The sequence below is a fragment of the Exiguobacterium sp. Leaf196 genome (genome assembly GCF_001423965.1).
GTDB lineage: Bacteria > Bacillota > Bacilli > Exiguobacteriales > Exiguobacteriaceae > Exiguobacterium_A.
In genome coordinates, this window is record NZ_LMPV01000001.1 from 579,176 (window position 1) to 602,806 (window position 23,631).

General features: G+C 47.9%; 29 protein-coding genes and 1 riboswitch. Of the genes, 24 read left to right on the forward strand and 5 right to left on the reverse strand.

The window, feature by feature from the left end:
* Nucleotides 1–77 precede the first annotated feature (77 nt).
* The 5 genes from ASG02_RS02975 to ASG02_RS02995 all read left to right on the forward strand — a co-directional run bounded on the left by ASG02_RS02975 (nucleotide 78) and on the right by ASG02_RS02995 (nucleotide 3,415).
* Nucleotides 78–458 carry a GntR family transcriptional regulator gene (locus ASG02_RS02975; RefSeq protein ID WP_056060644.1) on the forward strand — a complete coding sequence of 127 codons (381 nt, stop codon included), beginning with the start codon at nucleotides 78–80 and terminating at the stop codon, nucleotides 456–458.
* Nucleotides 451–1,128 (forward strand): ABC transporter ATP-binding protein, encoded by a 678-nt coding sequence (locus tag ASG02_RS02980; protein ID WP_056060648.1) that lies wholly within the window; start codon nucleotides 451–453, stop codon nucleotides 1,126–1,128. The genes ASG02_RS02975 and ASG02_RS02980 overlap by 8 nt, the downstream gene beginning before the upstream one ends.
* Nucleotides 1,125–1,940, forward strand: coding sequence for a hypothetical protein (locus ASG02_RS02985; RefSeq protein ID WP_056060651.1), 816 nt, complete (start codon nucleotides 1,125–1,127; stop codon nucleotides 1,938–1,940). Before ASG02_RS02980 ends, ASG02_RS02985 begins: the two co-directional genes overlap by 4 nt.
* A gap of 10 nt (nucleotides 1,941–1,950) precedes the next feature.
* Complete coding sequence (locus ASG02_RS02990) at nucleotides 1,951–3,042, forward strand: hypothetical protein (protein ID WP_056060654.1); 1,092 nt, start codon at nucleotides 1,951–1,953, stop codon at nucleotides 3,040–3,042.
* 79 nt (nucleotides 3,043–3,121) lie between these two features.
* Nucleotides 3,122–3,415 (forward strand): hypothetical protein, encoded by a 294-nt coding sequence (locus tag ASG02_RS02995; protein ID WP_056060657.1) that lies wholly within the window; start codon nucleotides 3,122–3,124, stop codon nucleotides 3,413–3,415.
* Between the two features lie 28 nt (nucleotides 3,416–3,443).
* On the opposite strand, the gene ASG02_RS03000 is transcribed toward ASG02_RS02995, so the two are convergent.
* Together ASG02_RS03000 and ASG02_RS03005 are read right to left on the reverse strand one after the other, a co-directional pair.
* Nucleotides 3,444–3,932, reverse strand: coding sequence for a DoxX family protein (locus ASG02_RS03000; RefSeq protein WP_056060661.1), 489 nt, complete (start codon nucleotides 3,930–3,932; stop codon nucleotides 3,444–3,446).
* A gap of 126 nt (nucleotides 3,933–4,058) precedes the next feature.
* Complete coding sequence (locus ASG02_RS03005) at nucleotides 4,059–5,243, reverse strand: MFS transporter (protein WP_056060664.1); 1,185 nt, start codon at nucleotides 5,241–5,243, stop codon at nucleotides 4,059–4,061.
* A 190-nt stretch (nucleotides 5,244–5,433) separates the two neighbouring features.
* On the opposite strand from ASG02_RS03005, the gene ASG02_RS03010 reads away from it, so the two are divergent.
* The 8 genes from ASG02_RS03010 (at nucleotide 5,434) to ASG02_RS03045 (ending at nucleotide 11,299) form a co-directional block, all read left to right on the forward strand.
* Nucleotides 5,434–5,859 (forward strand): OsmC family protein, encoded by a 426-nt coding sequence (locus tag ASG02_RS03010; protein ID WP_023467853.1) that lies wholly within the window; start codon nucleotides 5,434–5,436, stop codon nucleotides 5,857–5,859.
* The gene (nagZ, locus tag ASG02_RS03015) at nucleotides 5,856–7,076 is read left to right on the forward strand and encodes a beta-N-acetylhexosaminidase (RefSeq protein ID WP_056060665.1); all 1,221 of its coding nucleotides are present in this window, start codon (nucleotides 5,856–5,858) and stop codon (nucleotides 7,074–7,076) included. The genes ASG02_RS03010 and nagZ overlap by 4 nt, the downstream gene beginning before the upstream one ends.
* 56 nt (nucleotides 7,077–7,132) lie before the next feature.
* Nucleotides 7,133–7,235, forward strand: a riboswitch (TPP riboswitch).
* An 82-nt stretch (nucleotides 7,236–7,317) separates the two neighbouring features.
* Entirely contained in the window at nucleotides 7,318–7,911 is a 594-nt protein-coding gene (locus tag ASG02_RS03020; RefSeq protein WP_069201457.1) for a thiamine phosphate synthase, read from the forward strand.
* The gene (locus ASG02_RS03025; RefSeq protein ID WP_056060671.1) at nucleotides 7,908–8,852 is read left to right on the forward strand and encodes an FAD-dependent oxidoreductase; all 945 of its coding nucleotides are present in this window, start codon (nucleotides 7,908–7,910) and stop codon (nucleotides 8,850–8,852) included. Before ASG02_RS03020 ends, ASG02_RS03025 begins: the two co-directional genes overlap by 4 nt.
* Complete coding sequence (thiS, locus tag ASG02_RS03030; RefSeq protein WP_056060674.1) at nucleotides 8,849–9,049, forward strand: sulfur carrier protein ThiS; 201 nt, start codon at nucleotides 8,849–8,851, stop codon at nucleotides 9,047–9,049. Before ASG02_RS03025 ends, thiS begins: the two co-directional genes overlap by 4 nt.
* Before the next feature lie 2 nt (nucleotides 9,050–9,051).
* On the forward strand, nucleotides 9,052–9,816 hold the full coding sequence (locus tag ASG02_RS03035) for a thiazole synthase (protein ID WP_056060677.1): 765 nt from the start codon (nucleotides 9,052–9,054) through the stop codon (nucleotides 9,814–9,816).
* Nucleotides 9,813–10,820 carry a ThiF family adenylyltransferase gene (locus tag ASG02_RS03040; protein ID WP_056060680.1) on the forward strand — a complete coding sequence of 336 codons (1,008 nt, stop codon included), beginning with the start codon at nucleotides 9,813–9,815 and terminating at the stop codon, nucleotides 10,818–10,820. The genes ASG02_RS03035 and ASG02_RS03040 overlap by 4 nt, the downstream gene beginning before the upstream one ends.
* 122 nt (nucleotides 10,821–10,942) lie before the next feature.
* Nucleotides 10,943–11,299, forward strand: a complete 357-nt coding sequence (locus tag ASG02_RS03045) for a hypothetical protein (RefSeq protein ID WP_035408542.1) — start codon at nucleotides 10,943–10,945, stop codon at nucleotides 11,297–11,299.
* Nucleotides 11,300–11,433: 134 nt separating this feature from the next.
* Here the strand turns inward: ASG02_RS03045 and ASG02_RS03050 are convergent, their stop codons facing one another.
* Nucleotides 11,434–11,802, reverse strand: coding sequence for a hypothetical protein (locus tag ASG02_RS03050; protein ID WP_056060683.1), 369 nt, complete (start codon nucleotides 11,800–11,802; stop codon nucleotides 11,434–11,436).
* Nucleotides 11,803–12,087: 285 nt separating this feature from the next.
* On the opposite strand from ASG02_RS03050, the gene ASG02_RS03055 reads away from it, so the two are divergent.
* The 5 genes from ASG02_RS03055 to ASG02_RS03075 all read left to right on the forward strand — a co-directional run bounded on the left by ASG02_RS03055 (nucleotide 12,088) and on the right by ASG02_RS03075 (nucleotide 18,668).
* Nucleotides 12,088–13,209 carry an exonuclease SbcCD subunit D gene (locus ASG02_RS03055; protein WP_056061912.1) on the forward strand — a complete coding sequence of 374 codons (1,122 nt, stop codon included), beginning with the start codon at nucleotides 12,088–12,090 and terminating at the stop codon, nucleotides 13,207–13,209.
* Complete coding sequence (locus ASG02_RS03060) at nucleotides 13,191–16,196, forward strand: AAA family ATPase (RefSeq protein WP_056060686.1); 3,006 nt, start codon at nucleotides 13,191–13,193, stop codon at nucleotides 16,194–16,196. Before ASG02_RS03055 ends, ASG02_RS03060 begins: the two co-directional genes overlap by 19 nt.
* A 13-nt stretch (nucleotides 16,197–16,209) precedes the next feature.
* Nucleotides 16,210–17,001 (forward strand): aminoglycoside N(3)-acetyltransferase, encoded by a 792-nt coding sequence (locus ASG02_RS03065; RefSeq protein WP_035408533.1) that lies wholly within the window; start codon nucleotides 16,210–16,212, stop codon nucleotides 16,999–17,001.
* Between the two features lie 57 nt (nucleotides 17,002–17,058).
* The gene (locus ASG02_RS03070; RefSeq protein WP_035408531.1) at nucleotides 17,059–17,796 is read left to right on the forward strand and encodes a Bax inhibitor-1/YccA family protein; all 738 of its coding nucleotides are present in this window, start codon (nucleotides 17,059–17,061) and stop codon (nucleotides 17,794–17,796) included.
* Nucleotides 17,797–18,122: 326 nt separating this feature from the next.
* Nucleotides 18,123–18,668: a methyltransferase domain-containing protein gene (locus ASG02_RS03075; RefSeq protein ID WP_035408529.1), complete on the forward strand. Its 546-nt coding sequence runs from the start codon at nucleotides 18,123–18,125 to the stop codon at nucleotides 18,666–18,668.
* Nucleotides 18,669–18,708: 40 nt separating this feature from the next.
* Here the strand turns inward: ASG02_RS03075 and ASG02_RS03080 are convergent, their stop codons facing one another.
* Complete coding sequence (locus tag ASG02_RS03080; protein ID WP_035408527.1) at nucleotides 18,709–19,584, reverse strand: LysR family transcriptional regulator; 876 nt, start codon at nucleotides 19,582–19,584, stop codon at nucleotides 18,709–18,711.
* Nucleotides 19,585–19,701: 117 nt separating this feature from the next.
* Between ASG02_RS03080 and ASG02_RS03085 the strand changes: the two genes are divergently transcribed.
* From ASG02_RS03085 to ASG02_RS03100, 4 genes are read left to right on the forward strand one after another with little or no spacing between them, the layout of a single operon-like run.
* Nucleotides 19,702–20,268: a DapH/DapD/GlmU-related protein gene (locus ASG02_RS03085; protein ID WP_056060689.1), complete on the forward strand. Its 567-nt coding sequence runs from the start codon at nucleotides 19,702–19,704 to the stop codon at nucleotides 20,266–20,268.
* Nucleotides 20,269–20,317: 49 nt separating this feature from the next.
* A complete protein-coding gene (locus tag ASG02_RS03090) occupies nucleotides 20,318–20,710 on the forward strand; it encodes a cyclophilin-like fold protein (protein WP_052019053.1) in 393 nt (130 codons plus the stop codon).
* 25 nt (nucleotides 20,711–20,735) lie between these two features.
* Nucleotides 20,736–21,482, forward strand: a complete 747-nt coding sequence (locus ASG02_RS03095; protein ID WP_056060692.1) for an SDR family oxidoreductase — start codon at nucleotides 20,736–20,738, stop codon at nucleotides 21,480–21,482.
* A gap of 17 nt (nucleotides 21,483–21,499) precedes the next feature.
* Nucleotides 21,500–21,874 (forward strand): cupin domain-containing protein, encoded by a 375-nt coding sequence (locus tag ASG02_RS03100; RefSeq protein WP_231496868.1) that lies wholly within the window; start codon nucleotides 21,500–21,502, stop codon nucleotides 21,872–21,874.
* Between the two features lie 43 nt (nucleotides 21,875–21,917).
* Here ASG02_RS03100 and ASG02_RS03105 read toward each other — a convergent pair whose 3' ends face one another.
* The gene (locus ASG02_RS03105; RefSeq protein ID WP_035408516.1) at nucleotides 21,918–22,223 is read right to left on the reverse strand and encodes a hypothetical protein; all 306 of its coding nucleotides are present in this window, start codon (nucleotides 22,221–22,223) and stop codon (nucleotides 21,918–21,920) included.
* Nucleotides 22,224–22,353: 130 nt separating this feature from the next.
* On the opposite strand from ASG02_RS03105, the gene ASG02_RS03110 reads away from it, so the two are divergent.
* Together ASG02_RS03110 and ASG02_RS03115 are read left to right on the forward strand one after the other, a co-directional pair.
* On the forward strand, nucleotides 22,354–23,088 hold the full coding sequence (locus tag ASG02_RS03110; RefSeq protein ID WP_035408514.1) for a nuclease-related domain-containing protein: 735 nt from the start codon (nucleotides 22,354–22,356) through the stop codon (nucleotides 23,086–23,088).
* A 75-nt stretch (nucleotides 23,089–23,163) separates the two neighbouring features.
* Complete coding sequence (locus tag ASG02_RS03115; RefSeq protein ID WP_035408512.1) at nucleotides 23,164–23,586, forward strand: MarR family winged helix-turn-helix transcriptional regulator; 423 nt, start codon at nucleotides 23,164–23,166, stop codon at nucleotides 23,584–23,586.
* Nucleotides 23,587–23,631 lie beyond the last annotated feature (45 nt).

Here is a 23,631-nt window from a genome sequence, read left to right on the forward strand (position 1 = left end):
AACTGTATGGTGAGTATGATACAGAAGAGAAGTGTATTAATGTTTTAATACATTACACAGGAAAGGGAGGTCTACCGATGCAGTTCGACCAAAGAAGCCCGGTGTACCTGCAGGTCGTCCGTTGGTTCAAACAACGAATCGCGACCGAGGAATTGCAAAGCGGGCAAGAGATCCCGTCCCGCCGCGAAATCGCCGCACAGCTCGGAATCAATCCGAATACCGCACAAAAAGCATATAAAGAGATGGAGGAGCAGCAATTGATTACGACAGAACGGAATGTCCCGAGTAAGATTACACGCGATCCACAAGTCGTCCAAAAAGTACGGACCGAGATGCTTGAAGAAGCAGTCTCTGAATTCATCGATGCCGTCAAGGCGATTCAAATTCCACTTGATGAGGTCGTCTCGAAAGTTGAGACCGTCTATCAGGAAACGGAACGGAGGAAGATCGATGCTTGAAGTTCATGGCTTACAAAAGAAGTACGGAAAAAAACCAGTCCTTCAAGGCGTTTCGTTCTCCGTTCCGATGGATCAATTGACATGTCTGATCGGTTTGAACGGTGAGGGGAAATCGACGATCCTGAAAGCAATCGCAGGACTTGTTCCAGTCAACGCAGGAACGATTCTCGTCGATGGCGAGATCAACCGAAATAAGATCGCCTTCGTTCCAGATATTCAGACAATGCCCGGCTACATGACGGTCGGTGACGCGCTGACGTATATGGCGGATTATTATTCTGATTGGAATCAAGAGACTGCGAATGAATTGATGCGAATTTTCCAGCTACTTTCAACAGATAAGATTACCGACTTATCAAAAGGAAACCAGGCGAAGGTCAGCTTAATTCTCGGATTTGCTCTCGATCGTCCGTACTTATTACTCGACGAACCGTTCGCAGGAATTGATTTGTTTACGAAAGAACAGATTGCAGGATTATTCTCAAGCCACTTCATGGAAGGGCGCGGTATCCTGATGACGACACACGAAATTCAGGAAATCGAGCATTTGATCGACCGGGTCGTCTTCTTACAGGACGGTCGAATCATCGATGAACATGAGACAGAAGAGATGCGAGAACTGTACGGGAAGTCGGTTCAGGACCGGATGCGGGAGGTCTATCAGCGATGAAACAATACATACAATTGACGAATGAAGAGATTAAACGGAGTTTTAAGTTATATGTAATTGCCGTGCTTGTGATGGCGGCGATTGAATTGATATCAGTCATTGCACAAGTGATGCTTCATGAGCAAGAAATCAAGAATTTCATGGAGAATAATCGTGCAAAATTATCAGACGCACTTCAGCAAATCGGAAAGCTAGATTACGCGGATACGACTTCTTTTTTCGTATTTATGACCTTAATAGGAATTGTATTTGTTGTGATTTACGCATTTCAAATTTGGTATCGTGATTGGCTTGGGGAAACAAAATACATCTATCGACTATTAATGCTTCCAGGGAGCAGATATAGCATCTTCTTTTCAAAATTAACTGCTGTATTTCTGGTTATGATTAGCTTTATTGGTTTGCAATGGTGTTTTCTTAAGGTTGGATCTTATTTATTTGATTGGTGGATCCAAGCGGAGTATCAAAAAAGTTCTAATACGAATATATTCAGTAGTTCATTGGAAGAATTTTATACTACGAATTTAACTAATATGATTCTCATCATCCTTATTTCTACAATGGTTATCTGTTTAATCTTTTTGCTCGTTTTGTTGGAACGATCGTATCGAAAAGTAAAAGGAATGATTCGAATCGCGATTGAAATTACAATTTTTATAGCGTATTCGTTCATTTGTATCTATTTTTTAGATCAGACACATTTATTACTAAGTTCTGAAAAAGATGCTTTATTCATAGGGTTTGTTTTTGTCTATATGATTTACGCCTTGTGGAGAAGTTTACGACTTTTGAAATGGAAAATCTCGGTCTAAGGAGGATAATATGCGATCATATAAATATTTTATAAGTTTTATACTAATCAGTGTCGCGTCACTAGCTTTTTATGTGGGATACGTCTTAACTTTAGAAAAACCTGAATTAGTAGTTGAAACCAAGAGCGGTAGCCCGAAGCAAAGCACTCTTCAAAATCTACAAATCAACTTAATCGATGTAGTTCGTCAACCTACAGACTACTCTGTTTCGATTAAAGATGGACAAGTCTCTGAATCAAAATCATCATATCTAAATAATATGTCTCTCGATCGTGTTTATTTAAACGATGGAGCGCCACGGTCATTTAAACAGTTCATGCAAGAAGAAACGTATACTCTCATGCAAGATTCTGTGACTTACGGATTAAAAGGTCGAGAAGACGGTAGTTGGGAGTTGCAATATTGGGATCTTAAAACTAAAAAATTGACGACAAAACAATTGAGCACTCCCTCAGAAGTTAATAATAAAAAGTACGCCTACTCACCCTTTCAACGAACAGAAGATCTACTTTATGTGGAGCGCTATTCGATGGATGAGCAAACCCAAAGAAGCTTTATATATGTCATTGACTTAAAAAATAAGAGCGTACGTAAACAACAATTACCAAAAGAATTAAAGAAGAATGAATACATTGAATCATTCTATAATGGACAATTGCTTTATTCTCAAACGTATTTTCCTAAGAATAACCCCGATACTGAACAGCAGCGTTTGCTAATGACAGATGGAAAAAAAACGAAACGATTAAAGCAACTGGAAGGAGAGGATTTTAACACTCGAATTTTAAATGAAGGAAAATTAATCGTGACGATAAATGAAAATGATGATACACAGTTAAGCTGGAATACGTTCGATATGGAATCGGGAAAATATACAGTACATAAAGTTCCACTTCCTGATCGTAAAAGATTCCCGGATGGAGGTGGGTTCCCAGTCTCGATTTTGGAAAATGGACGCATCTATTTTTCTTATCAGCTGAAAAACAATGATTATAAAGTGTTAGTCTTCAATCCGACATCAGCAAATATTGAATATGAAGGAAACATTTCGAATAAAAATGCGAAGGTTGAGTTATCTTTAAGCGATATGCGATTGAGGTAAAATATAGAAATTTTATTCACTTATTTGAAACCTCCTGTTTTCTTCCAACGTATAAAGACTATACAAGGGGGGAACTCACATGCAATTCTTGATTTTTGTCATCTTCGCAGGTGCTCTGTATTGGTTCTACTACAGCTTCTTACTGGGGTACCGTAAGAAAAACATCACGCTGACGTTTGACGATCGGTTTTATTCACTCGATGAACATGTCGCAGCCATCGAACAAAAGCTTGCAATGGATGGACGTTCAGCGCGTTATCTCGGTGACCGTCGCTTTGAAGTCGATGGCAAACCTTATCTGTTCCTCGAGCGGACAGTCCCAGTCGGCGGGGTTCCGACACAGCAGACGATTCTCGAGCAACAAAAAAAATAACTCTCCCGCGTTTGGGAGAGTTTTTTCGTTAGACCGGAATCCGGTCGAGGGGATGTGGTTGTTGCGACGAACGATACCAGCGCATGATCCAGTGATCAATACCGATTTGATACGCAAAGCGTCCTGCAGCAAGTAAGACGATTGAGGCTGCTAAGAACAACGGGTTTAACGCAATCGTTCCAGCAAGTAAGTAATTGAGATTCATGATGCTCCCGACGACCAGTGCAGGAACAGTCAACAGACTGAGAATCAACAAGATCCCGACGACGAGTTCCGCGAACGGAATCAAGACGTTGATCAGCCCGACGTTTGGTAAGGCGAGTTGCTCGATCCACGTCGTGTACCACGAACTGACAAGTGCGTCTTCGCCTATTGCTTTCGTTAGCGCCCCTTCAAGAAACGGTTTTGCATCAAAGCCATTGATGTACTTGCCGATCCCGGCGATGAACCACTGAATTCCGAGCCAGAGCCGGATGATCGTCAATAAACTGATGCCGATGATGTGTAATGCTTTCACTTTCAAACACTCCTCTACTACAACATAGTCCCCATCATACTGAAAAATCATCAGTAAGATGGGGACTATCATCATAACGTCATCGAACCGTCATCGACCTGTTACAAAAAAGGATAAGGTAGCCTTTCATGACCGCTGATCGAGACGATGACTGATTGCAGTTAATAAAGCAGCGACAAGCGCAACAAGCCCACCGACCAGTGCCGTGTTCATCATCGGACCGTTCGCATAAACGATGCCACCGAGTGCCGAACCGAAGGCAATCCCGACATTACTTGCAACCGGCATCAAGGAAGCGGCGAGTCCTTTTGCTTCCGGATTGAACTTTTCGGCGAGGTCAATCAAGTAGATTTGTGTCGAAGTCGTCAATAAAATCGACATCAATGACATCAAGGCGATGTTAAACAGACCAAGTGAAAGGGATACTGTCGTGAAGTATAATGCAGCAAGGACGATTGCTTGCACGACGAAGACGAACCGTAAGCGACCCATCGGATTTTTACTTGCAATCTTGCCGGCAAGGATGTTACTGAAGATCGAGACGACACCGTAAGCGAGCAGGATCGGACTAATCCATGTCTTCGCGATGCCGAGTTCCGTTTGCAGGATCGGCACGAGGTACGTGTAGACGACGTAAGTTGCTCCGAAGCCGAACGACGGAATGAAGAAGGCAATCAGGATCCGTGGATTAGCGAGCAATCCAAGCTGCTCCTTGATTGAACCGGAACCCGTCGATTGCTGGACGGGAACGATCTTCCACACAGCGAGAAACGCAATCATTCCCATGACTGTCGTCAGCCAGAACGTGGCTGCGAAGCCAGCGTGTTGACCGATGAACGTACCGATCGGAACACCGAGGACGTTCGCAAGTGTAAAACCCCCGAAAATGAATGAGACGGCGACACCGCGCTTCGCGACAGGCACGCCATCGCTTGCGACGACCATTGCGAGCGAGATCAAGACACCGGTCAGGATGGCAGTCAGGATGCGGGTGGCGAGCAATACTTCGTAACTTGGAGCAAAACTACTGGCAAGGTTCAGTAAGACCCAAACGAGTAACAGACGTAGAATCAGGCGACGCCGTTCCAAGTGACCGGTCAGCGACATGACAATCGGTGTACCAATCGCAAAGGAGATGGCAAATGCCGAGACGAGCGTACCGGCTGTTGCGATCGTGATATTAAGAGCTGAGGAGATTTCAGCGAGGATCCCGACGATGACGAATTCGCTTGTTCCGAGAACGAACGTCAGGAGCGACAACGTGGCGATCAACAGCCAATCGCGTCGACTTAAACGAGTAGTAGGTGACATGGATGATTCCTCAATTCTGGCGCTTGCGCGCGAAACTATGAGTAACAGGATAGCATGAAACGATTTCGTCGGGTATCGCAAAGCGAGAATTCGGGAAAAGAACCATTATTCGAAATAGCGTGAGAATTTCCAGGCTTGCTGTTTTTTGCGTATACTACAGATGAAGACTACTGACAAAGGAGTGGAAACGATGCAAGCGACAGTGACATGGAACAAACAGATGGGGTTTAGTGGACAGACGGAATCAGGGCATCATCTTGCGATGGACGCAGCACCGGAGAACGGTGGCGAAAATCAAGCACCACGACCGACTGAACTGCTACTACATGCCGTTGCCGGCTGTACTGGAATCGACATCGTCTCGATTTTAGAGAAGATGCGCTTGACGATTACTCATTTCGAAATGGATATCGAAGGGGAACGGGCAGAGGATCATCCGCGGCGTTTTACGTCGATCTCGATTCATTACCGGCTTGAAGGTGATCTCCCGGAAGATAAGGTCCGTCGCGCCATCTCGTTATCAAAAGATAAATATTGTTCGGTCTCGCAATCCTTGAACGCTGAGATTTCCGTCTATTATTCCATCAATGGTGTCCGGAGCGAGGATCCTTTGTGAAGAAAGTAGCACTGATCGGTTGCCTGTTGCTTGCAGGGTGTGCGCAGGAGACGACGGAACCAACGAAACCATCACAACCAGCAACGAAGCAACCGACGGAGGCGAAGAAACCAAAGCCTGAACCGACAAAGGAAGAACAACAACAAGCACGATTAAAGCAGCAACTTGAAGCGATGTCGACGTCAGAAAAGATCGATCAACTGCTCTATATCGGAGTTGCCGGAACGGAACTTTCAGCAGCTGACCGGAAATTGTTGCAGACGCATGCGATCGGTGGGGTCTTACTGCTTGGTGGGAATATTACGTCAGAAGATCAACTCTTGACGTTCACGCGTGCCATTCAAGAAACGAACCAAAAACCGTATGCCTTCGTCGGGGTTGATGAAGAGGGCGGACGGGTCAGCCGGGTACCGGATCAACGATTACGTCTCCCGACGAGTCAACGGATGGCGCAAGGTGCAGATGCTGCAAAAATGGAAGATGTCGGACGTACGCTCGGTCACCTGTCACGATTTTATGGGTTCAACATGGACTTCGCACCGGTCCTTGACGTCAATAGCAATCCGAACAATCCAATCATCGGCGACCGTGCGTTAAGTGCTGATCCGAAGACCGTCGCGACTCTCGGTACGGCCCTGATGCATGGGATGCAAGAGACGGGAACGATTCCGGTCGTCAAACATTTTCCCGGTCACGGCAATACGAGTGTCGATTCCCATGTCGGTTTGCCGAGAGTGACAGCATCAAAGGAAGAACTGAAGCGAACGGAACTGTTACCGTTCCAAGAAGCGATTCAAGAGGGCGCCGAGATGGTGATGGTCGCCCATATTCTCTATCCCGCGTATGACGATCAAAATCCATCTTCGCTCTCGAAGCCGATCTTGACTGACCTTTTGCGACAACAACTCGGATTCAAGGGTGTCATCATCACGGATGACCTTGTCATGGGAGCGATCACGAAACGATATGGTCTCGCGGAAGCGGCACGCCAGGCACTTGTCAATGGAGCTGATATGGCGATGTTTTCGGAAGCAGGTGCCTATCCGAAGGTCCACACCGAAGTGATGCAAGCCGTTAAAGAAAAAACGTTGTCGTCAGAGATGCTCGATGCTAAAGTGATGCGGATCTTAAAGCTGAAGCAGACCTATGCCGATAGCCAGAAGCAACAGCGACCGACGAAATCGGAGCTTGTTCAGCAAGTGGAAGCGCTCAACTAGGACTAGCGAAGCAAAGCGACTCATGCTAGACTAATGGGGCAAGCCAATTAAACACGAAAAGACACTAGGGGAGTCTCGCAGCAGACTGAGACGGAAGTATCCGGACCCTTTGAACCTGATCTAGTTCGTACTAGCGGAGGGAAGTGGCTCGAAACCTTAGATATCCTTAGCGCTTCAGCGCATTTTCGGACCACTCCCTTCAACATCGGGAGTGGTCCTTTTTCGTATGGAAAGGAAGAACATGATGCGTCTACATCTGATTTCGACGGGATTCATCAATCCACGCGATGGAGTGGAAACCTTTCAATCGCTTCAACCATATACGGATCAGCTTCATCTTCGAGAACCAAATTTGTCGGCAACAGAATTGCTAGATTTGATTGACGCGCTCCTTGCAAAAGGGTATTCGTCTGATCAATTAACCGTTCATGACCGGGTCGACGTCGCCCATGTCGCTGGTATCGGTGTGCAGTTGACTCGACGATCCTTATGTGTCCGCGATGTTCGGCGACACTTTCCGAATCTCATCATCGGGAAATCCGTCCACTCTCTAGCAGAAGCACTTGCAGCGGAAGCGGAAGGAGCCGACCGACTGCTGTACGGTCATATTTATCCGACAGCGTCGAAACCAAACGTGCCACCGCGAGGGATCGACGCTCTCAAACAAGTCGTTACTTTCACGACGAAACCAGTCATCGCAATCGGCGGGATCACTCCTGATCGCATTCCTGAGATCGCAGCGACCGGTGCAAGCGGAATCGCCGTCTTATCCGGTATTCTCGGTCAAGCGGACCCGCATGCTGCCATTCAGCGTTATCAGGGGGTACGGGTATGACGGATCACATCATCATCGGTGGTGGAGTCATCGGTTTGACGCTTGCTTACAGTCTCGCTTGTCAGAACGAATCCGTTCTTGTCCTTGATCGCGGAACATGCGGACAAGGGACGAGTCGGGCGGCTGCCGGGATGCTTGCGACGGACATCGAGCTGAGAGAAGAATTGCATACGCTTGCCGCGCGAAGTCGCCGTCTGTATCCGTTACTTGCGCGACGCCTCACGCGCGAGACCGGGATCGATTGTGGCTACCGGGAACAACCATTTTTATTGAAACAAAATGGGCAAGAATACTTATTTCCATCGGTCGGTCAAATCGATCCGCGACGACTAACGACTGCATTGATGCATGTCTTACGAAATCGTGGGGTACCAATCGAAGAACAGGTGGACGTCACGCGAATCGAGGAGAGTAATGATTTCATTAGGGTTGAGTCGAACACGGGAACGTGGACGGGACGAACGGTGACGGTTGCTGCCGGACGCGGGTCCCAAGCCTTGCTCGATACAGCTGGCATTTCGATTGCGACATATGGGGTCAAAGGGGAGTGTCTCGCAGTCCGTCTCGCGGGTCAGCCGTTACGCTCGATCCTGTTTGATGACGCCGTCTACCTCGTACCGAAAGCGGACGGACGGATATTGATCGGTGCGACCGAACTACCGCACGACGAGACGATCGGTGTTAGTGTCGCAGGAGTCACGTCACTGCTTCAAGCAGCAGAGCGTCTCTATCCACCGATCCGTGATGCTGTCATCGAAGAAGTCTGGTCAGGCGTACGACCACAAACAGAGTCCGGCTTGCCATATATCGGAGTCGCTGATTCATCCCGGCGGATCTTTATAGGGACGGGGCATCATCGGCATGGCATATTACTCGCACCGGCGACAGCGGAAGTTTTGGCAAACACATTACGTTTGACCCTAAAGGAGGAAGTTCGATGAACATTACGATTAACGGCAACGACCACACCATTGAACAGATTGAGACGATTGAGGACATGCTCACGCAACTTGGCTTAGGGGAAAAACTTGTCATCGTCGAACAGAACCGACAGATCATCGACCGCGGAGCTTACGATCAAACGGTCGTTCGGAACAATGACACATTCGAAATCGTTCATTTCGTAGGAGGAGGATAAAGATGTTGAAAATTGGAGAAAAGACATTCGAATCACGGTTATTACTTGGAACGGGGAAATATACGGATGCTACGGTGCAGCAGGAGGCCATCGATGCGTCCGCTTCACAAATCTTGACGTTCGCTGTCCGGCGGCTCGATCTCTTCGACAAACAACAACCGAATTTCTTGGAGTCGCTTGATTTAACGAAGTATGATTTACTACCGAACACGGCTGGTGCGAAGACAGCGGAAGAAGCGGTTCGGCTAGCGAAACTTGCGCGGGCATCCGGTATGTGCGACATGGTCAAGGTCGAAGTGATTGGGTGCGATAAGACATTACTACCTGACCCAATCGAGACGTTACGGGCTTCTGAAGAGTTACTTAAAGAAGGATTCATCGTCTTACCGTATACATCGGACGACGTCGTCCTTGCACGACGACTCGAGGAACTCGGCTGTCATGCCATCATGCCGGCAGCGTCACCGATCGGGTCTGGGCAAGGCATCCTCAATCCGCTCCACCTAAAGTTCATCATCGAGCAGACGACGGTGCCTGTCATCGTCGACGCTGGAATCGGTTCTCCAACTGACGTCGCCTATGCAATGGAACTGGGAGCGGATGGTGTCTTATTGAACTCCGCTGTAGCCCATGCCCAGGATCCAGTCAAGATGGCGCACGCGATGCGACTAGCCGTCGAAGCAGGGCGCTTCGGCTACGAAGCGGGAAGAATCGAGAAGAAACAGTATGCAGTCGCGAGTAGTCCAACGAGTGGATTGATTCGATGACACGTTATTCACGTCAAACTCGATTTCAACCGATTGGAGAAGCAGGACAAGCACGCTTCGCAACAGCAAAGGTACTAATCATCGGGATGGGGGCACTCGGAACAGCATCGGCAGAACAACTCGTTCGCGCTGGTGTCGGCGTCGTCCGAATCGTCGACCGCGATTATGTCGAGTGGAGTAATCTACAACGGCAACAACTCTATACGGAGGATGATGCACGGCACAGCGTACCGAAGGCGATTGCTGCAAAAGCGCGGCTTGAAGCAATTAATTCGACGGTGACGATCGAAGCACATGTATTAGATGTCGACCGAGCAGCGCTGACGTGGCTTCTCGATGATATCGATCTCATCATCGATGCGACGGATCATTTCGATATTCGTTTACTGATGAACGATATGGCATTGTTGCGCTCGATTCCGTGGATTTACGGCGGCTGCATCGGCAGTTACGGGATTACTTTCACTGTTCGCCCGGGAGAGACGCCATGTCTGCATTGTCTGCTCGATCAATTACCACGTGATCAGGAGACGTGTGATACGGCGGGAATCATCGGTCCAGCTGTTCAGATGGTCGCCTCTCTACAAGTGACGGAAGCGTTGAAGTGGTTGAGCGGGAAGACGGACGCGCTGCGGACACGTCTGCTTGCCTTTGACGTGTGGTCGAATACATTCCAACAAATCAACGTCCAGTCACTGAAGCAAACAGAGTGCCCCTCGTGCGGCATCGAGCCGTCTTATCCTTATTTATCGAATCAAACGGTGCGTTTCACGGCACTGTGCGGTCGCGATGCCATTCAAATCCGTGGAGACGGACAGCGAGATCTCGAACAATTGAAACAACGCCTCCAGCCGGTTGCGTCGATTTCCGCCCATAATCCATACTTGCTGGCGTTTACGACGGATGAGCATCGAATGGTCGCTTTTCGAGATGGACGAGTTCTGATTCATGGTGAAGCGGATCCTGTTAAAGCAAAACGACTGTATCACGCCTATTTCGGATAAACGTTCATAAAACAGTAAAACTAATTTTAAAAATATATGTTTTAAATGTTTAAAAAACAGGTAAATAAGACTTCAGACATAAATCGGTCTACAGGTTTTGAACGTGAAGAGGAGTGATTCAGATGAAACAAGAATTCGATCCGATGAAGGATCAAGCACAGACGGAAGAAACACAGGCGGTTGTCCAGCAAGCCAACTGGAATCCGGACCGGTACCGGACGAACTTGAACCCATTCTATCTGTCACCTTGTAGTGTCGAACGTAGAGAAGATGTGCATCAGGATGCATCGAAGATTCTCGAAGTCGAGACGTCGTCGCCCCTCCAACAACTTTTTGAACACAATCAAGCAACGCATACATCCGAACCAACGGGCAAAAAATTTAAGACAGGCATCGTCGTCGGTGTCGGTGCGATCATCGGCGGATCAGTTTCTGTGATTCGTTCCGTTCAACGTTTTAGAAAGCAACGGACGAAGTAATACGCTCGTTGTGAAAGCGCAAAAAGCAGGAGGCATTCGCCTCCTTCTTTTTTTTTTGGCAACCTCTTCATTTCACAAAGAAAAGAAGGGATTTTCGTATGTATATTGTTTCTATTTTGATATTTCTAGATTTATCAGTTCGTTATGTTATCAAACGCGGTAGATTTACCGTTTACGTAAACATCGATGATTTCATGTTCAGGATCTAAAGTTAATTTATAGACATGCTGCTTTGTCTTCTTATGAGTTTTAGATTCATTCAATTTAATCTTCAGCGTATCTCCTTGTGCTTCAAGATCAGAAGCGACTGCTTTCTTTGTGCGATAGATAATATAGGCGATATCGTCTTTCGTGTTGATCATTTGCAAAGTAGTGGCAGGATTTATTTTCGATTGGAGAGCGTTAGGTACTATTTTTAGCTCACTAAAACTGAGTTTAGAATCGTTTGCGTTACAGGCTGATAAAGTAGTACATAATACAGTCAACATTAATAATTTCTTCATATTTTTGCTCCTTCGATTCGAGTGGAAATGTATACCTTATATCTTAGCAGTTTTTTGAAGTTCCAAGTCATCAAAAGGTATAAGGTCAACGGAAATTGACTTGATGTTAAAGATAAAGTAGTTTTTGATCAAAAAAATTCTAATTTTTTTTGTTTAAATGTATGGTAGTGTCGCTGTGTGTTAGGATAACTCCTCCTTTTTGTGTTCCAAACAGATGTTCGTCGCAGAACGAACGCTCGCATGCTACACTTAAGCTACTATATTTAAAAAGTGAGTGTGATGAAGATGAAATGGATACATACTGCCGATTGGCATCTCGGTAAAATCGTTCATGGCGAGTCGATGCTCGGGAACCAACGGGCGGTCCTGAGCGAGTTTTTGACACTCGTCGATCGCGAACAACCGGATGCAATCGTCATTGCGGGTGACTTATACGACCGTGCCGTCCCGCCGACAGAAGCCGTTGAACTACTCGATGAGACGCTCGCTGCTCTGATTCTTGACCGGGACATACCGGTCATTGCGATCAGCGGAAATCATGATTCAGCCGAACGGTTAAGTTTCGGAACGACGTTACTTCAACGGGCGGGTCTACACCTTGTTGGAAAATTGACGCCGGTCATCAAGCCGGTCGCGATCAAGGGAGTATCATTTTACCCGGTGCCGTTCGCTGATCCTGCGACCGTCCGGTATGTGCACAATGATGAAACGATTAAGACGCATGATGACGCAATGCGGACGATCCTTGCCGGATGTGTCCCAGACGGACCGAGTGTTCTCGTCGGTCATGCCTTTGTCATCGGTGGACTCGAGACAGATTCGGAGCGGCAATTATCCGTCGGAACGGCAGGGCAAGTTAGTGCGAGCCAGTTTGCACCGTTTACCTATACAGCACTCGGTCATTTGCACAACCCGCTTGCAATTCAATCCGAGACGGTCCGATACAGCGGATCGCTCTTGAAATATTCGTTTTCAGAAGCACATCACGTCAAAGGCGTCGATGTGTTGACGTTGAACAATACTGGTACGTTCGATCGTCGATTCGAACCGCTTGCACCAAAACGTGATTTGCGAGAACTGACTGGTAGTCTCGATGAATTGACGGATCCTGCGTTCGTTGCGACGCAAGTCACGGATGATTATTTAAAAATCAACCTGACGGACGGCGAAGCCTTGATGGATCCGATGGGCAAGCTGAAAAAAATCTATCCGAACATCCTGCACCTCGAGCGAATCGGATTCGTCCGCGAGAGTACGCGGGCGGTCAAAGCATCGCGTGAGCAGGTCAAAGATGCTTCTGTTGCGGATCTGTTCAGTGAATTTTATGAAGCAGTTCGTGAGAAGAAGCCGACGGAAGCGATGCGAGCCGTCTTGAAGGAGGAAGCGACATGCGCCCAGAACGACTGACATTACGCGCCTTTGGTCCGTTTGCTGGTGAAGAGACGATTGATTTCACGGCACTTGCTGGACGGACGATGTTCGTCATTTCCGGGAATACAGGGGCTGGGAAAACGACGATTTTTGATGCATTGACGTTCGCCCTGTATGGTGAGACGTCCGGTGGTGAGCGGGAAATGAGTGAGTTGCGAAGTCATTTTGCCGTACCTGAACAAAAGACGGAAGTCGAACTGGAGTTTACGCTCAAAGGGGAACGGTATCGCATCATCCGGCAACCGAGTCAACCGCATCCGGTCAATAAAACCGGCTATTCGCATGAAGCAGAGTTCGCTCGGTTCGACGGCGTGGCGTGGAAACCACTTGCCATCAAGATTCCGGAAATCAAGCAGCGCGTTCAAGAATTGATCCAGCTCGACCATAAACAGTTTTCACAAATTCTCCTGTTGCCGCAAAATAAGTTCCGGGAACTGTTGATGGCAGAGTCAAAAGATAAATTACAGATTCTCAAACAACTGTTCAAGACGGAACATTATGGTGAGTTCCAACAACGCTTGCACCGACAAGCGCTCGATCTTGCGGCACGCATCAAGGAAACGAAGACGAAACAATGGGCCAAGCTTGAGGAGTTACCCCTACAAGCAAACTGGAGTGAATTAACGGAAGCGGACATCCGGTTACGAATGGAAGCGTTGACGACGGAACGGGATGAGTGGTTGACAGCGGCTCATGAAGCGGAGCAACAAACACGTACGATCGTCGAGAACAAAACGACACGGTTGCAACAGGGCGAACAACTCGAAGCAGCTTTCCAAGAGCAAGAGCAACTTCAACGGACGGAGCAGTTGTTGCTTGAACGATCATCAGACATTAAGCGGATGCAAGAAGAAGCAACGGCTGCCGAACGTGCTCAAATCGTCGCACCACTTTTTGATCAATGGCAACAAGATCAAGAACAGCTAACACGAATCAAACGGCAACAGCAGGAAACCGAACAGCACGTCACGCGCTTGACAGAGCGGCAGGGCACCGTTCAAGACAAAGTGAATCAACTACTGGCGGAAGAACCGCAGATTGAACAACTGAGTCGTCGACTTGAGAAAATTCAAGAAGAATGCGAACGGTTGGAAGCGGAGACCCTTTTACGGCAACAACAGCAACAACTGACAGAACGCTTAAAGCAACTTGATCCGGAACCGTTCCGGAAACAACTTGAACAAACGCGGACGGAGCGAAAGACCGTTCAGGAACAGCTACGACCATTGCAGAACGTCGGAGCAGAACGCTTACAGGCGCAAGAACGACGCTTCACCCTGCAACAGTTGGCGACGAAGTTCGCAGAGTATGACAAATTGGAAGCAGAGCGACAGCAGTTGATCGTCCGCGGTACAAGCGTCCGGGATCAAAAAGAGGCGGCAGCGCGTGCGTATGAAGCAGCTCGTAAAAGTGAACGGGAACAACTGGCTGCTGAACTTGCGAAGGGATTGACGGACGGGCTGGCTTGTCCTGTCTGTGGCAGTACATCGCATCCGCAACATGCTATCGCCGTCGCACAGGAACTATCGGTCGATGTAGCACAACAGCGGTTCTTAGAAGCACAACAAGCGCATCAAGAGTTACAAGCCTCTTACCGGACGGTTGCAGAGCGTCTGCAACAACTGACGATCGAGATTCAAAAAACTAGTGAAAACGAGTCAACTCATGCGGAAGTTTTAGCACAGCTTCGGGAAGTCGAACAGACGGAAGTCCGATTAGCGTCAGCACAGACGGAAAAAGAACGTCTTGAAACATGTCTTCAACAACTCGAACAATCGCTAGAGCAACTACAGTTGAAGATTGATAGGGTGGTAAAAGACCAAACTGTCATCGAATCGGAATTGGCACACTTGACTGGTCGCCTGAGTCAATCTGGAGAATTCGTAAAATCGTTATCAGCACTTCGTGAAGAACAACAACAGGCAGAAACACGCATCGAGCAGTTCGAGCAAGATAAACAGCGCCAGTTACGCGAAAAGGAACAGCTCGATCGTGACTTAGCGGAACACCAAGGACGATTGCGTCAATTGATCGAAGCTCTTTCGGAACAGCGCGACCGTCTGACGAAGCGCGAAAACGAATTACAAGCAGTCTTGTCAGAAGAAGCGTTTCCGACGATCGAAGCCTTCCGCGATGCGAGACGGTCTCGTGACGAACTCCGTCACCTCCAAGAATGTTTGGAACAAGATCGTCTAGCGCGGCAGGAATTGAAGCTGAAACAGGAACAAGCTCGCTTGAAGACGGAAGGTCAAGTGCGTCCGGATCTTGAACTGTTGCGGATGGACTTGAAGACGGCGTCGCTCGAACTGACGGAGCGGACCGATCGACGTGTCGGGCTCGAGAAGGAACGCGCACATATTGATCAGTTGATAACGGCGTGGGAAAACTTGCAACGCCAAATCGAAGATGAGGATGCGAGATATGGGGTCATTGGTGAACTCGCTCGCGTCGGTGTCGGCGAGAACGCACAACGGATGACGTTCGAAACGTACGTTCAGACGGCATACTTCGATGAGATCTTGTTCGCCGCAAACCGACATCTGCATGAGATGACATCGGGTCGTTTTCAGCTCGAGCGAAAAACGGAGGCAGGAAAAGGACTCAAAAAATACGGACTTGATTTAAATGTCTTTGACGCTTACACGTCGCAAACACGTCACGTCAAGACGTTGTCCGGTGGAGAAAGCTTCAAGGCGTCCCTTGCACTTGCGCTTGGACTATCGGAAGTCGTGCAAGAAGCAAGTGGAGGAGTATCGCTTGAGACGATGTTTATCGATGAAGGATTTGGAACACTTGATCCGGAATCGCTTGAACAAGCGATCGAGACGTTGCTCTCGATTCAAGCGAGCGGCCGTATGGTCGGAATCATCAGTCATGTGCAGGAGCTGAAGTCACGTGTTGATGCGAAAATCGAGGTCAAGCAAGGAAAAACGGGGTCGACGATAGCATTAGTCGTCGAGTAAGGAGATCAGAACGATGGAAACACGAAACATGGTCACGAAATCACAAATCAAAGAGGCGTTACGCGAATTAGGTGTGACGCCCGGTATGAAACTGTTCGTCCATACGTCACTTAAACAAATCGGCTGGATTCCCGGTGGCGTACAAGCGTTGATCGAAGCCTTGCAGGAGGTCGTCACGACGGAAGGGTTAATCATGATGCCGGCGCAAAGTACCGATAATTCGGATCCGAAGAACTGGAGCCAACCGGCTGTACCGGAAGAATGGTGGGAAACGATCCGCCGGGAGATGCCGGCATATGACCCGGCAAAAACGGTCACACGCGGCATCGGTCGTGTACCGGAGGTCTTTCGAACGTATCCCGGCGTCGTTCGAAGCGATCATCCGATGTGGTCGGTGACCGCATGGGGGAAGGATGCGGCGACATTCGTTGCCGATCATACACTAGAAAATGGCTTCGGTCCGGGTTCACCGATTGAACGCTTCATCGAGGCCGACGGTCAAATCCTGCATATCGGTTCGCCTTGGGATACGACGACCGTCTGGCATTATGCCGAATACGGACTGAATCGCCCGGACGTCGAGGACGGTTGTAAAGTCAGAGAAGGAACGACGGAACGGTTCATCCATTACCGACACCGTCAAGTCGATAGTGATGCATTTGGTCCGATCGGGGAAGCGCTCGAAGGGTCGGACTTCGTGACGTCCGGTTTGATTGGGCAAGCGAAATCACACCGCATCGATGCCAAAGCCTCGATCCCAGTCGTCATGTTGCAATTAAAAGCACTCGATCAATGGTTATTTTGAAACTTTTTCGGGAAGCTTTCGTAATACAAAGCAGAATCATAAAAAGGAGTGAATGCAATGGCTTCACGTTTTAAAGTTAACCCGGCATTGCGTCGTGGCTTCGATACGGCACGTGTCGGAGAACGACCGATGACGAAAAGCGGGACGATGAGTAAGATTTTCTTACTGCTCGCTCTCGTCACGGCAGCAGCAGGTGGAAGTTGGTTCTTCCTCGCAGAAAACCAAGGATTGATGTTCCCAGCCTTGATTGGTGGACTGGTCATCGGTCTAATTCTTGCCTTGGTCATCACATTCAAACCGGCGACGGCACCGGTTCTTTCACCGGTCTATGCGATCGTTGAAGGGGTGGCAGTCGGAGCGTTATCGCTCATGTTCGAAAGCATGTATCCAGGAATCGTCGGGAAGGCAGTCGTTGCGACATTCGTCGTTGCATTTGCGATGTGGTTCGTCTACTCGACAGGCATGATAAAAGTGACGCAACGTTTCCGTTCTGCGGTAACAGCAGCGATTCTCTCGATCTTCGTCTTGTATGCAGTCAACTTGATTCTCTCGTTATTTGGTGTCGACCTCCCATTCATGACAGGTAGCTCACCGCTTGCGATTGGTATTCAGTTCGTCATCGTCATCGTGGCATCCCTGTCACTCGTGATGGACTTCGATTTTATCTCGCAACAAGTTCGTGCGGGTGCTCCGAAATCGATGGAGTGGGTTGCAGCATTCGGATTGATCGTGACGATCATCTGGCTCTATATCGAATTACTCGATCTCTTATATCGCCTCGCGGCGCGGGATTAACAGCAACGGAGCTGACTCAAAAGTCAGTCTCTACAAAGATAGGGGTGGCAGAATGATGATCTGCCACCCCTATCTCGTAATAAAAAAAATGACTCGTCACACGCAACTCCTACAGGAAAAAGCGCATTTATGCGCTGTCAGAGACAATCAAGACCCGCTTTCCTGCTTGAATGAAGCAGGAAAACTGGCTTGTGTCTCGCCTGAGGAAAGGGCGTGAAAAGACGCGTCATTCTTTTTGTTGAGTCAGCCTCGTTTTTTGTCGCAAGCAGGGATGATTATGTGAAATGAGAAATAAAAGAGTGGTGAAACGAGAAGGAGGATCCCATATGAAAGAACGTATCGTCATTGGAGCAGGACCGTACCACAACAATCCCGGTTGGTATCATACACAGGAAGATGAGCTGAATCTACTCAATCGGTCCGATTGGGAACGATTGTGTTCGAACGACACGTTGCAAGCGATTCTTGCGGAACATGTCTGGGAGCACTTGACGTTCGAAGAAGGAATTGACGCGGCACGTCATTGTTATACATACCTTGCACCAGGGGGATACGTCCGTTGTGCTGTGCCGGACGGTTATTTTCGGGATGACGCATACCAATCGATTGTTCAAGTCGGTGGACCCGGTCCAAATGACCATCCAGCGGCGAGTCACAAAATCGTTTATACGCACGAAACATTACGACAAGTATTTAAAGAGGCTGGATTTCAGGTGCGTCTTCTCGAATATTTCGATCAGGATGGAATCTTCCATCAAGCGGACTGGGATGGCGCAGACGGTGTCATTTTCCGTTCGAAGCAATATGATCCCCGGAATGCAGAACAGATGAGATTTCCTTCGTTGATTCTTGATGCAATCAAATCGAAATGACAAATAACGGTGAGCGCCCAAATAGGTGCTCACCGTTTTCTTATGAATGAAATCCTTCCTTGATCGTTCGCAGTAACACACGCGCACTGGGCGATAAAGTCGCCTCCTTTTTCCAAATCAAATGGACGTCCGAGACGACGGGAGGATCAAGGGGAAGAAAGATTAGATCGGAAGCGGTCGTATCGATGATGCCATCGATTGCTAGAGCGTGACCCACTCCTTGGCGTACGAGTAAGGACGCATTGAACAACAGATTATATGTTCCGATGATTTGACAATCCTCAAGCGTTAGACCACTCTGTTCACGGAAATACGTATCGAGTTGTGTCTGCTCGGATAAGAGTAATGGGAGGGTGACAAGTTGTTCTCGTGAAATCGACTTAGACTGTGCGATCGAGGCATCACGACGTGTTAATATTCCCCAACGGTCCTGACCGGGCAACCGTAAGGAATGAAACGCGGATACATCAAACGGAGCAATGACAAGTCCGAAATCGAGCAATCCCTTTTCGAGCCGGTCGAGTACATCATTCCCATTGCCGCTATACATACGAATCGTTACATCAGGATGAATGGTGTGTAAGTCTCTAAACGCTTCCAACACCGTCGTCAATTGTTGAGTTTCGCCACCACCGATATGAATTTCACCCGTCAATACTTCTTTTGTGTTCAAGTCGACCAATACCTTATCTGCTAGTGTAACCATCTCGCGTGCGCGCTCTTCAAAGAATCGTCCCTTTTCAGTCAAACGTAGCCCTTGCTTCGAGCGTTCGAACAATTCGACCCCGATCGTATCTTCTAGTTGTTGCAGCTGACGCGATAATGCCGGTTGCGACAAACGAAGGATCCGTGCCGCCTTTGTAATGTTTTTTTCTTCGACTAAAGCTAAAAAATAGCGTAGTTGTTGTAATTCCATCATTTCACCTCTATCCATGCAAAAATCGTATGATTTATTACTTAATATTAGCATTAGACATGAATGGTTGTCAGCCGTAAGATGAGACCAAGCGATCGAGAGAAAGGAGGATGTACGATGACTGAACTGCAAACCTATGTAAGAGAACGTACGATTCTTCCAGCGGATCCGGTCCTTGAGCGCATTCATGCCATTCAAGATGAAATCGAACCGGAATTACAGCGATTGAATCAAGCGGTCTCACAAGAAGAGAGAAGACGGGCACTTGCCGTGATCACAGGGCAAGACATTGATTCGTCTGTTAGAGTCTTAACGCCTCTATTTACGGATTTCGGACGGCATCTATCCATCGGTAAGCATGTTTTCCTCAATCGAGGTGTCATGTTCACGGATCTTGGGTCGATTCGGTTAGACGATCATGTCTTAATCGGTCCATTCGCACGGTTGCTGACGGTCAACCATCCGGAAGCACCAACGAAAAGAGGTGGCGTTGAGACAGCACCGATTCATGTCGGGCGTAATGCTTGGATTGGCGCTGGGGCGACGATTTTGCCTGGCGTGACAATTGGTGAGGATGCGATCGTCGCAGCGAACGCCACGGTTACACGTGATGTTCCGCCCCGTACGATCGTCGCAGGTACTCCGGCGAGAATCATTCGAATGGTTGAGATGTCGGATGAGTAGATGGTACGGTTGTCTACTTGCATTTTTTCTATTGAGTGGATGCACCGACATGAAAGAATCGTCACGACCGAGTGAATTAGAACAAAAGGAGTTGAAAAGCGTCTTGCTCCAAATCGATGAAACAACCGTCCCGATTCGTTTTGCGGACAATGAGACAGCGATGGCACTGCAAAAAAGACTGCCGTTGACGATGCAGATGAAAGAGATGAATGGGAATGAAAAGTATCATTACGTTCCATTCTCGTTACCGACGAATCCAAAGAATGTCGGAACGGTCCAAGCGGGTGATCTCATGTTGTATGGATCAGATTGTCTCGTCCTGTTTTACGAGACGTTCCAGACAGATATTCCATACACACGAATTGGTTGGGTCGAACCGAATCGACTACCAGAACTATTATCAGCTGATACAGTACGTGTTCAAATGAGCACGGAACGATAAGAAAACAAGAGAGGACGTCATTAACATGGCCATTCAAGGTAAAGTCATTATCATCACAGGAGCAAGTTCAGGTATTGGAGAAGCAACGGCACGCTTACTCGCACGACAGGGAGCAAAGCTTGTCTTAGGATCGCGTCGTAACGATCGGCTGGCGAAACTCGTTGATTCGATTCAAGCGGACGGTGGGGAAGCGATTTACCAAGAGACAGATGTCGTGAAACTCGAGGACAACCAACGATTGATTGAAGCAGCATTGACGGCTTATGGTCGAATTGATGCGATTTTCCTCAACGCGGGACTGATGCCGAGTTCGCCACTATCTGCTTTGAAAGTAGGCGAGTGGAATCAAATGATTGATGTCAATCTCAAAGGTGTCTTGAACGGGATTGCTGCTGTCATGCCGACGTTCACCACTCAACGTGCGGGTCATATTTTAACGACTTCATCGGTAGCCGGATTAAAGGCATATCCAGGTGGAGCGGTATATGGTGCAACGAAGTGGGCAGTACGTAACTTAATGGAGGTCTTACGGATGGAGTCGGCGCAGGAAGGAACGAATATCCGCACAGCGACGATTTATCCGGCAGCGATTCATACCGAATTACTCGAGACGATTTCACACGGAGAGTCACTTGACGGAATGACGGCACTGTATGACCAGTATGGTATTTCACCAGACAGTATCGCACGGATCGTCGCCTTCGCGATCGATCAACCAGAAGATACGAATGTGAGTGAATTTACGGTTGGTCCGACGACTCAACCATGGTAAAGAAAGGAGGAGTATTGATGTTTCCACGAGGTGAAAAGAACGAAGTGTATCAAGCGGTGTTCACGGGTGTCAGTTATTTAGCATCACTCGTCGACGAATCGTTACCCGTTTCCGTCTCGCACGTGACATTCGAGCCCGAGACACGGAATCATTGGCACATCCATGATGGAGGATATCAAATTCTACTCGTCACGGAAGGGGAAGGCTGGTATCAAGAAGAAGGACGACCCGCTCGACATTTGCAAGCAGGAGATGTTGTCGTCACGCATGATGGTGTGAAGCATTGGCATGGGGCAACACGCTCTTCCTGGTTTTCGCACATTGCGATCACTGCTGGAACTCCCATTTGGCTCGAGGCAGTTTCGGACGAACAATATGAAGTAACGGAATGAAGAAAAGACCATCTGACGCATGCGTGTCAGATGGTCTTTTTGTTCAAAGTCTGTGCTCGCTTTTTAGTTGATCAACATATTGTTTAGCTTCGAGTAAGGATAAACCGAGTGATTCGCGAACGCGTTTAACTGCTTCGACCATTTTGCCTTCTTTGAGCAACTGAACCAGTTCGACTTGTAACGCTGCTTCTTCTAAAGACACTTCGTTCAGACCGAGGTGTTCCTCGATTCGTTGCAATTTTTTTAGAATCGTTTGTTGGCGGCGTTTTGCTTCGTCCGCTTTTTGCGATAAGGACATCCAAATGAAGAATAAGACAATCAGTGGTGCGAACGTGACGACAGAATCCATAGTGAACACCTTCCTTTGTTTCACCGTACCATAGGATAGTCACCATAACAAATAGTGGAAAATGAGGTGGAAATTGATTATGCTGATATAGTGGAAAAGAAAGGGTTAATATGGAAAGGAGATAAATCTAGTGGACAATGTGTTAGTGACATTTTTGCCATTCTTGATTCAAGTTGGACTGCTCATGGTGCTGTTCTTCTTCGGAACGTTCGGTTTGTTCTTCTTCGTCAAACGAAGTTCATATCATAATAGCCGGTATTACCGACTGACACGCGAGCCGTTTTTACGGATTGTTCGTGATAAAGGAAAATGGGGCGAGTACTTGACGACACGTCAACTCGATCAAGTGTCCGGATACGGCACGTATGTCTTTAATACATACTTACCACGTGCGCGTGGAGAAGGAACGACGGAAATCGATGTGACGTTCATTCATGAAAGTGGCATCTATGTACTCGAATCGAAAAACTACAGCGGGTGGATTTTCGGACGCGAGCAGGACCGTCAGTGGACGCAGCAGTTCCAGAATCGCTTCAAACAACGGTTTTATAATCCGATCAAACAAAATGAAGGGCATCTCAAAAGCATGCAACGCTTCTTAGAAGGAACGGATCCTGCGCTCTTTCACTCCTTGATCGTTTTCAGCGAACGCTGTGAACTGAAAAAAATCACGGTCGATTCAGCGCATGTCCGTGTCTTGAAACGAAACATCTTACGTAAGACGATCGAGCAACTCGCGACAGAAAAGCCGTTGACACCGAGTCAAGTCGATACGATTGCAGGAAAACTCGGTGTTCATTCACAAGTCGATCGTGCCACCCAACAAGCGCATATCGATGGGATTCGTCAACGACAGGCAAAATGAGACCGTTGACGAGCTCATTCTCCTTCAGGTATAGTGAATAAATAATAAGTAGTGCAACTATATGGAGATGATGGGATGAAAGAATCGGAATGGTCGCTTGGAATGCAATTATCCCGTAGTTATTATGCGTTCAAACGTGCTGCTGCTAAACGGATGGAAGCGTTCGGTCTGACACCAGAGCAGTTTTCTGTCCTGAGCGAACTCGCTAAACAAGATGGTGTTTCGCAAAAGCAGCTGGCACTCGTGACAGAACGTGATCAAACGACGATCGGTAAGATTCTCGATAAGCTCGGTAAAAAAGAACTAATCGTTCGGACGCCGGACCCCCGGGACCGACGAGCGGTTCTGCTCTTGATGACACGAGAAGGACGCGACATCGTCGATCGCCTCGGGCCAGAGCTCGATCAGCTACAACTCGAAGCGTTCCGTGGACTATCGCGAGAGCAAATCGAGCAATTAAAAGTAACACTTGAGACCATTCACCGGAATGTGACGTGAATGGTTTTCCTTCGGACATATAGTTGCACGTGATATTATAAGTAA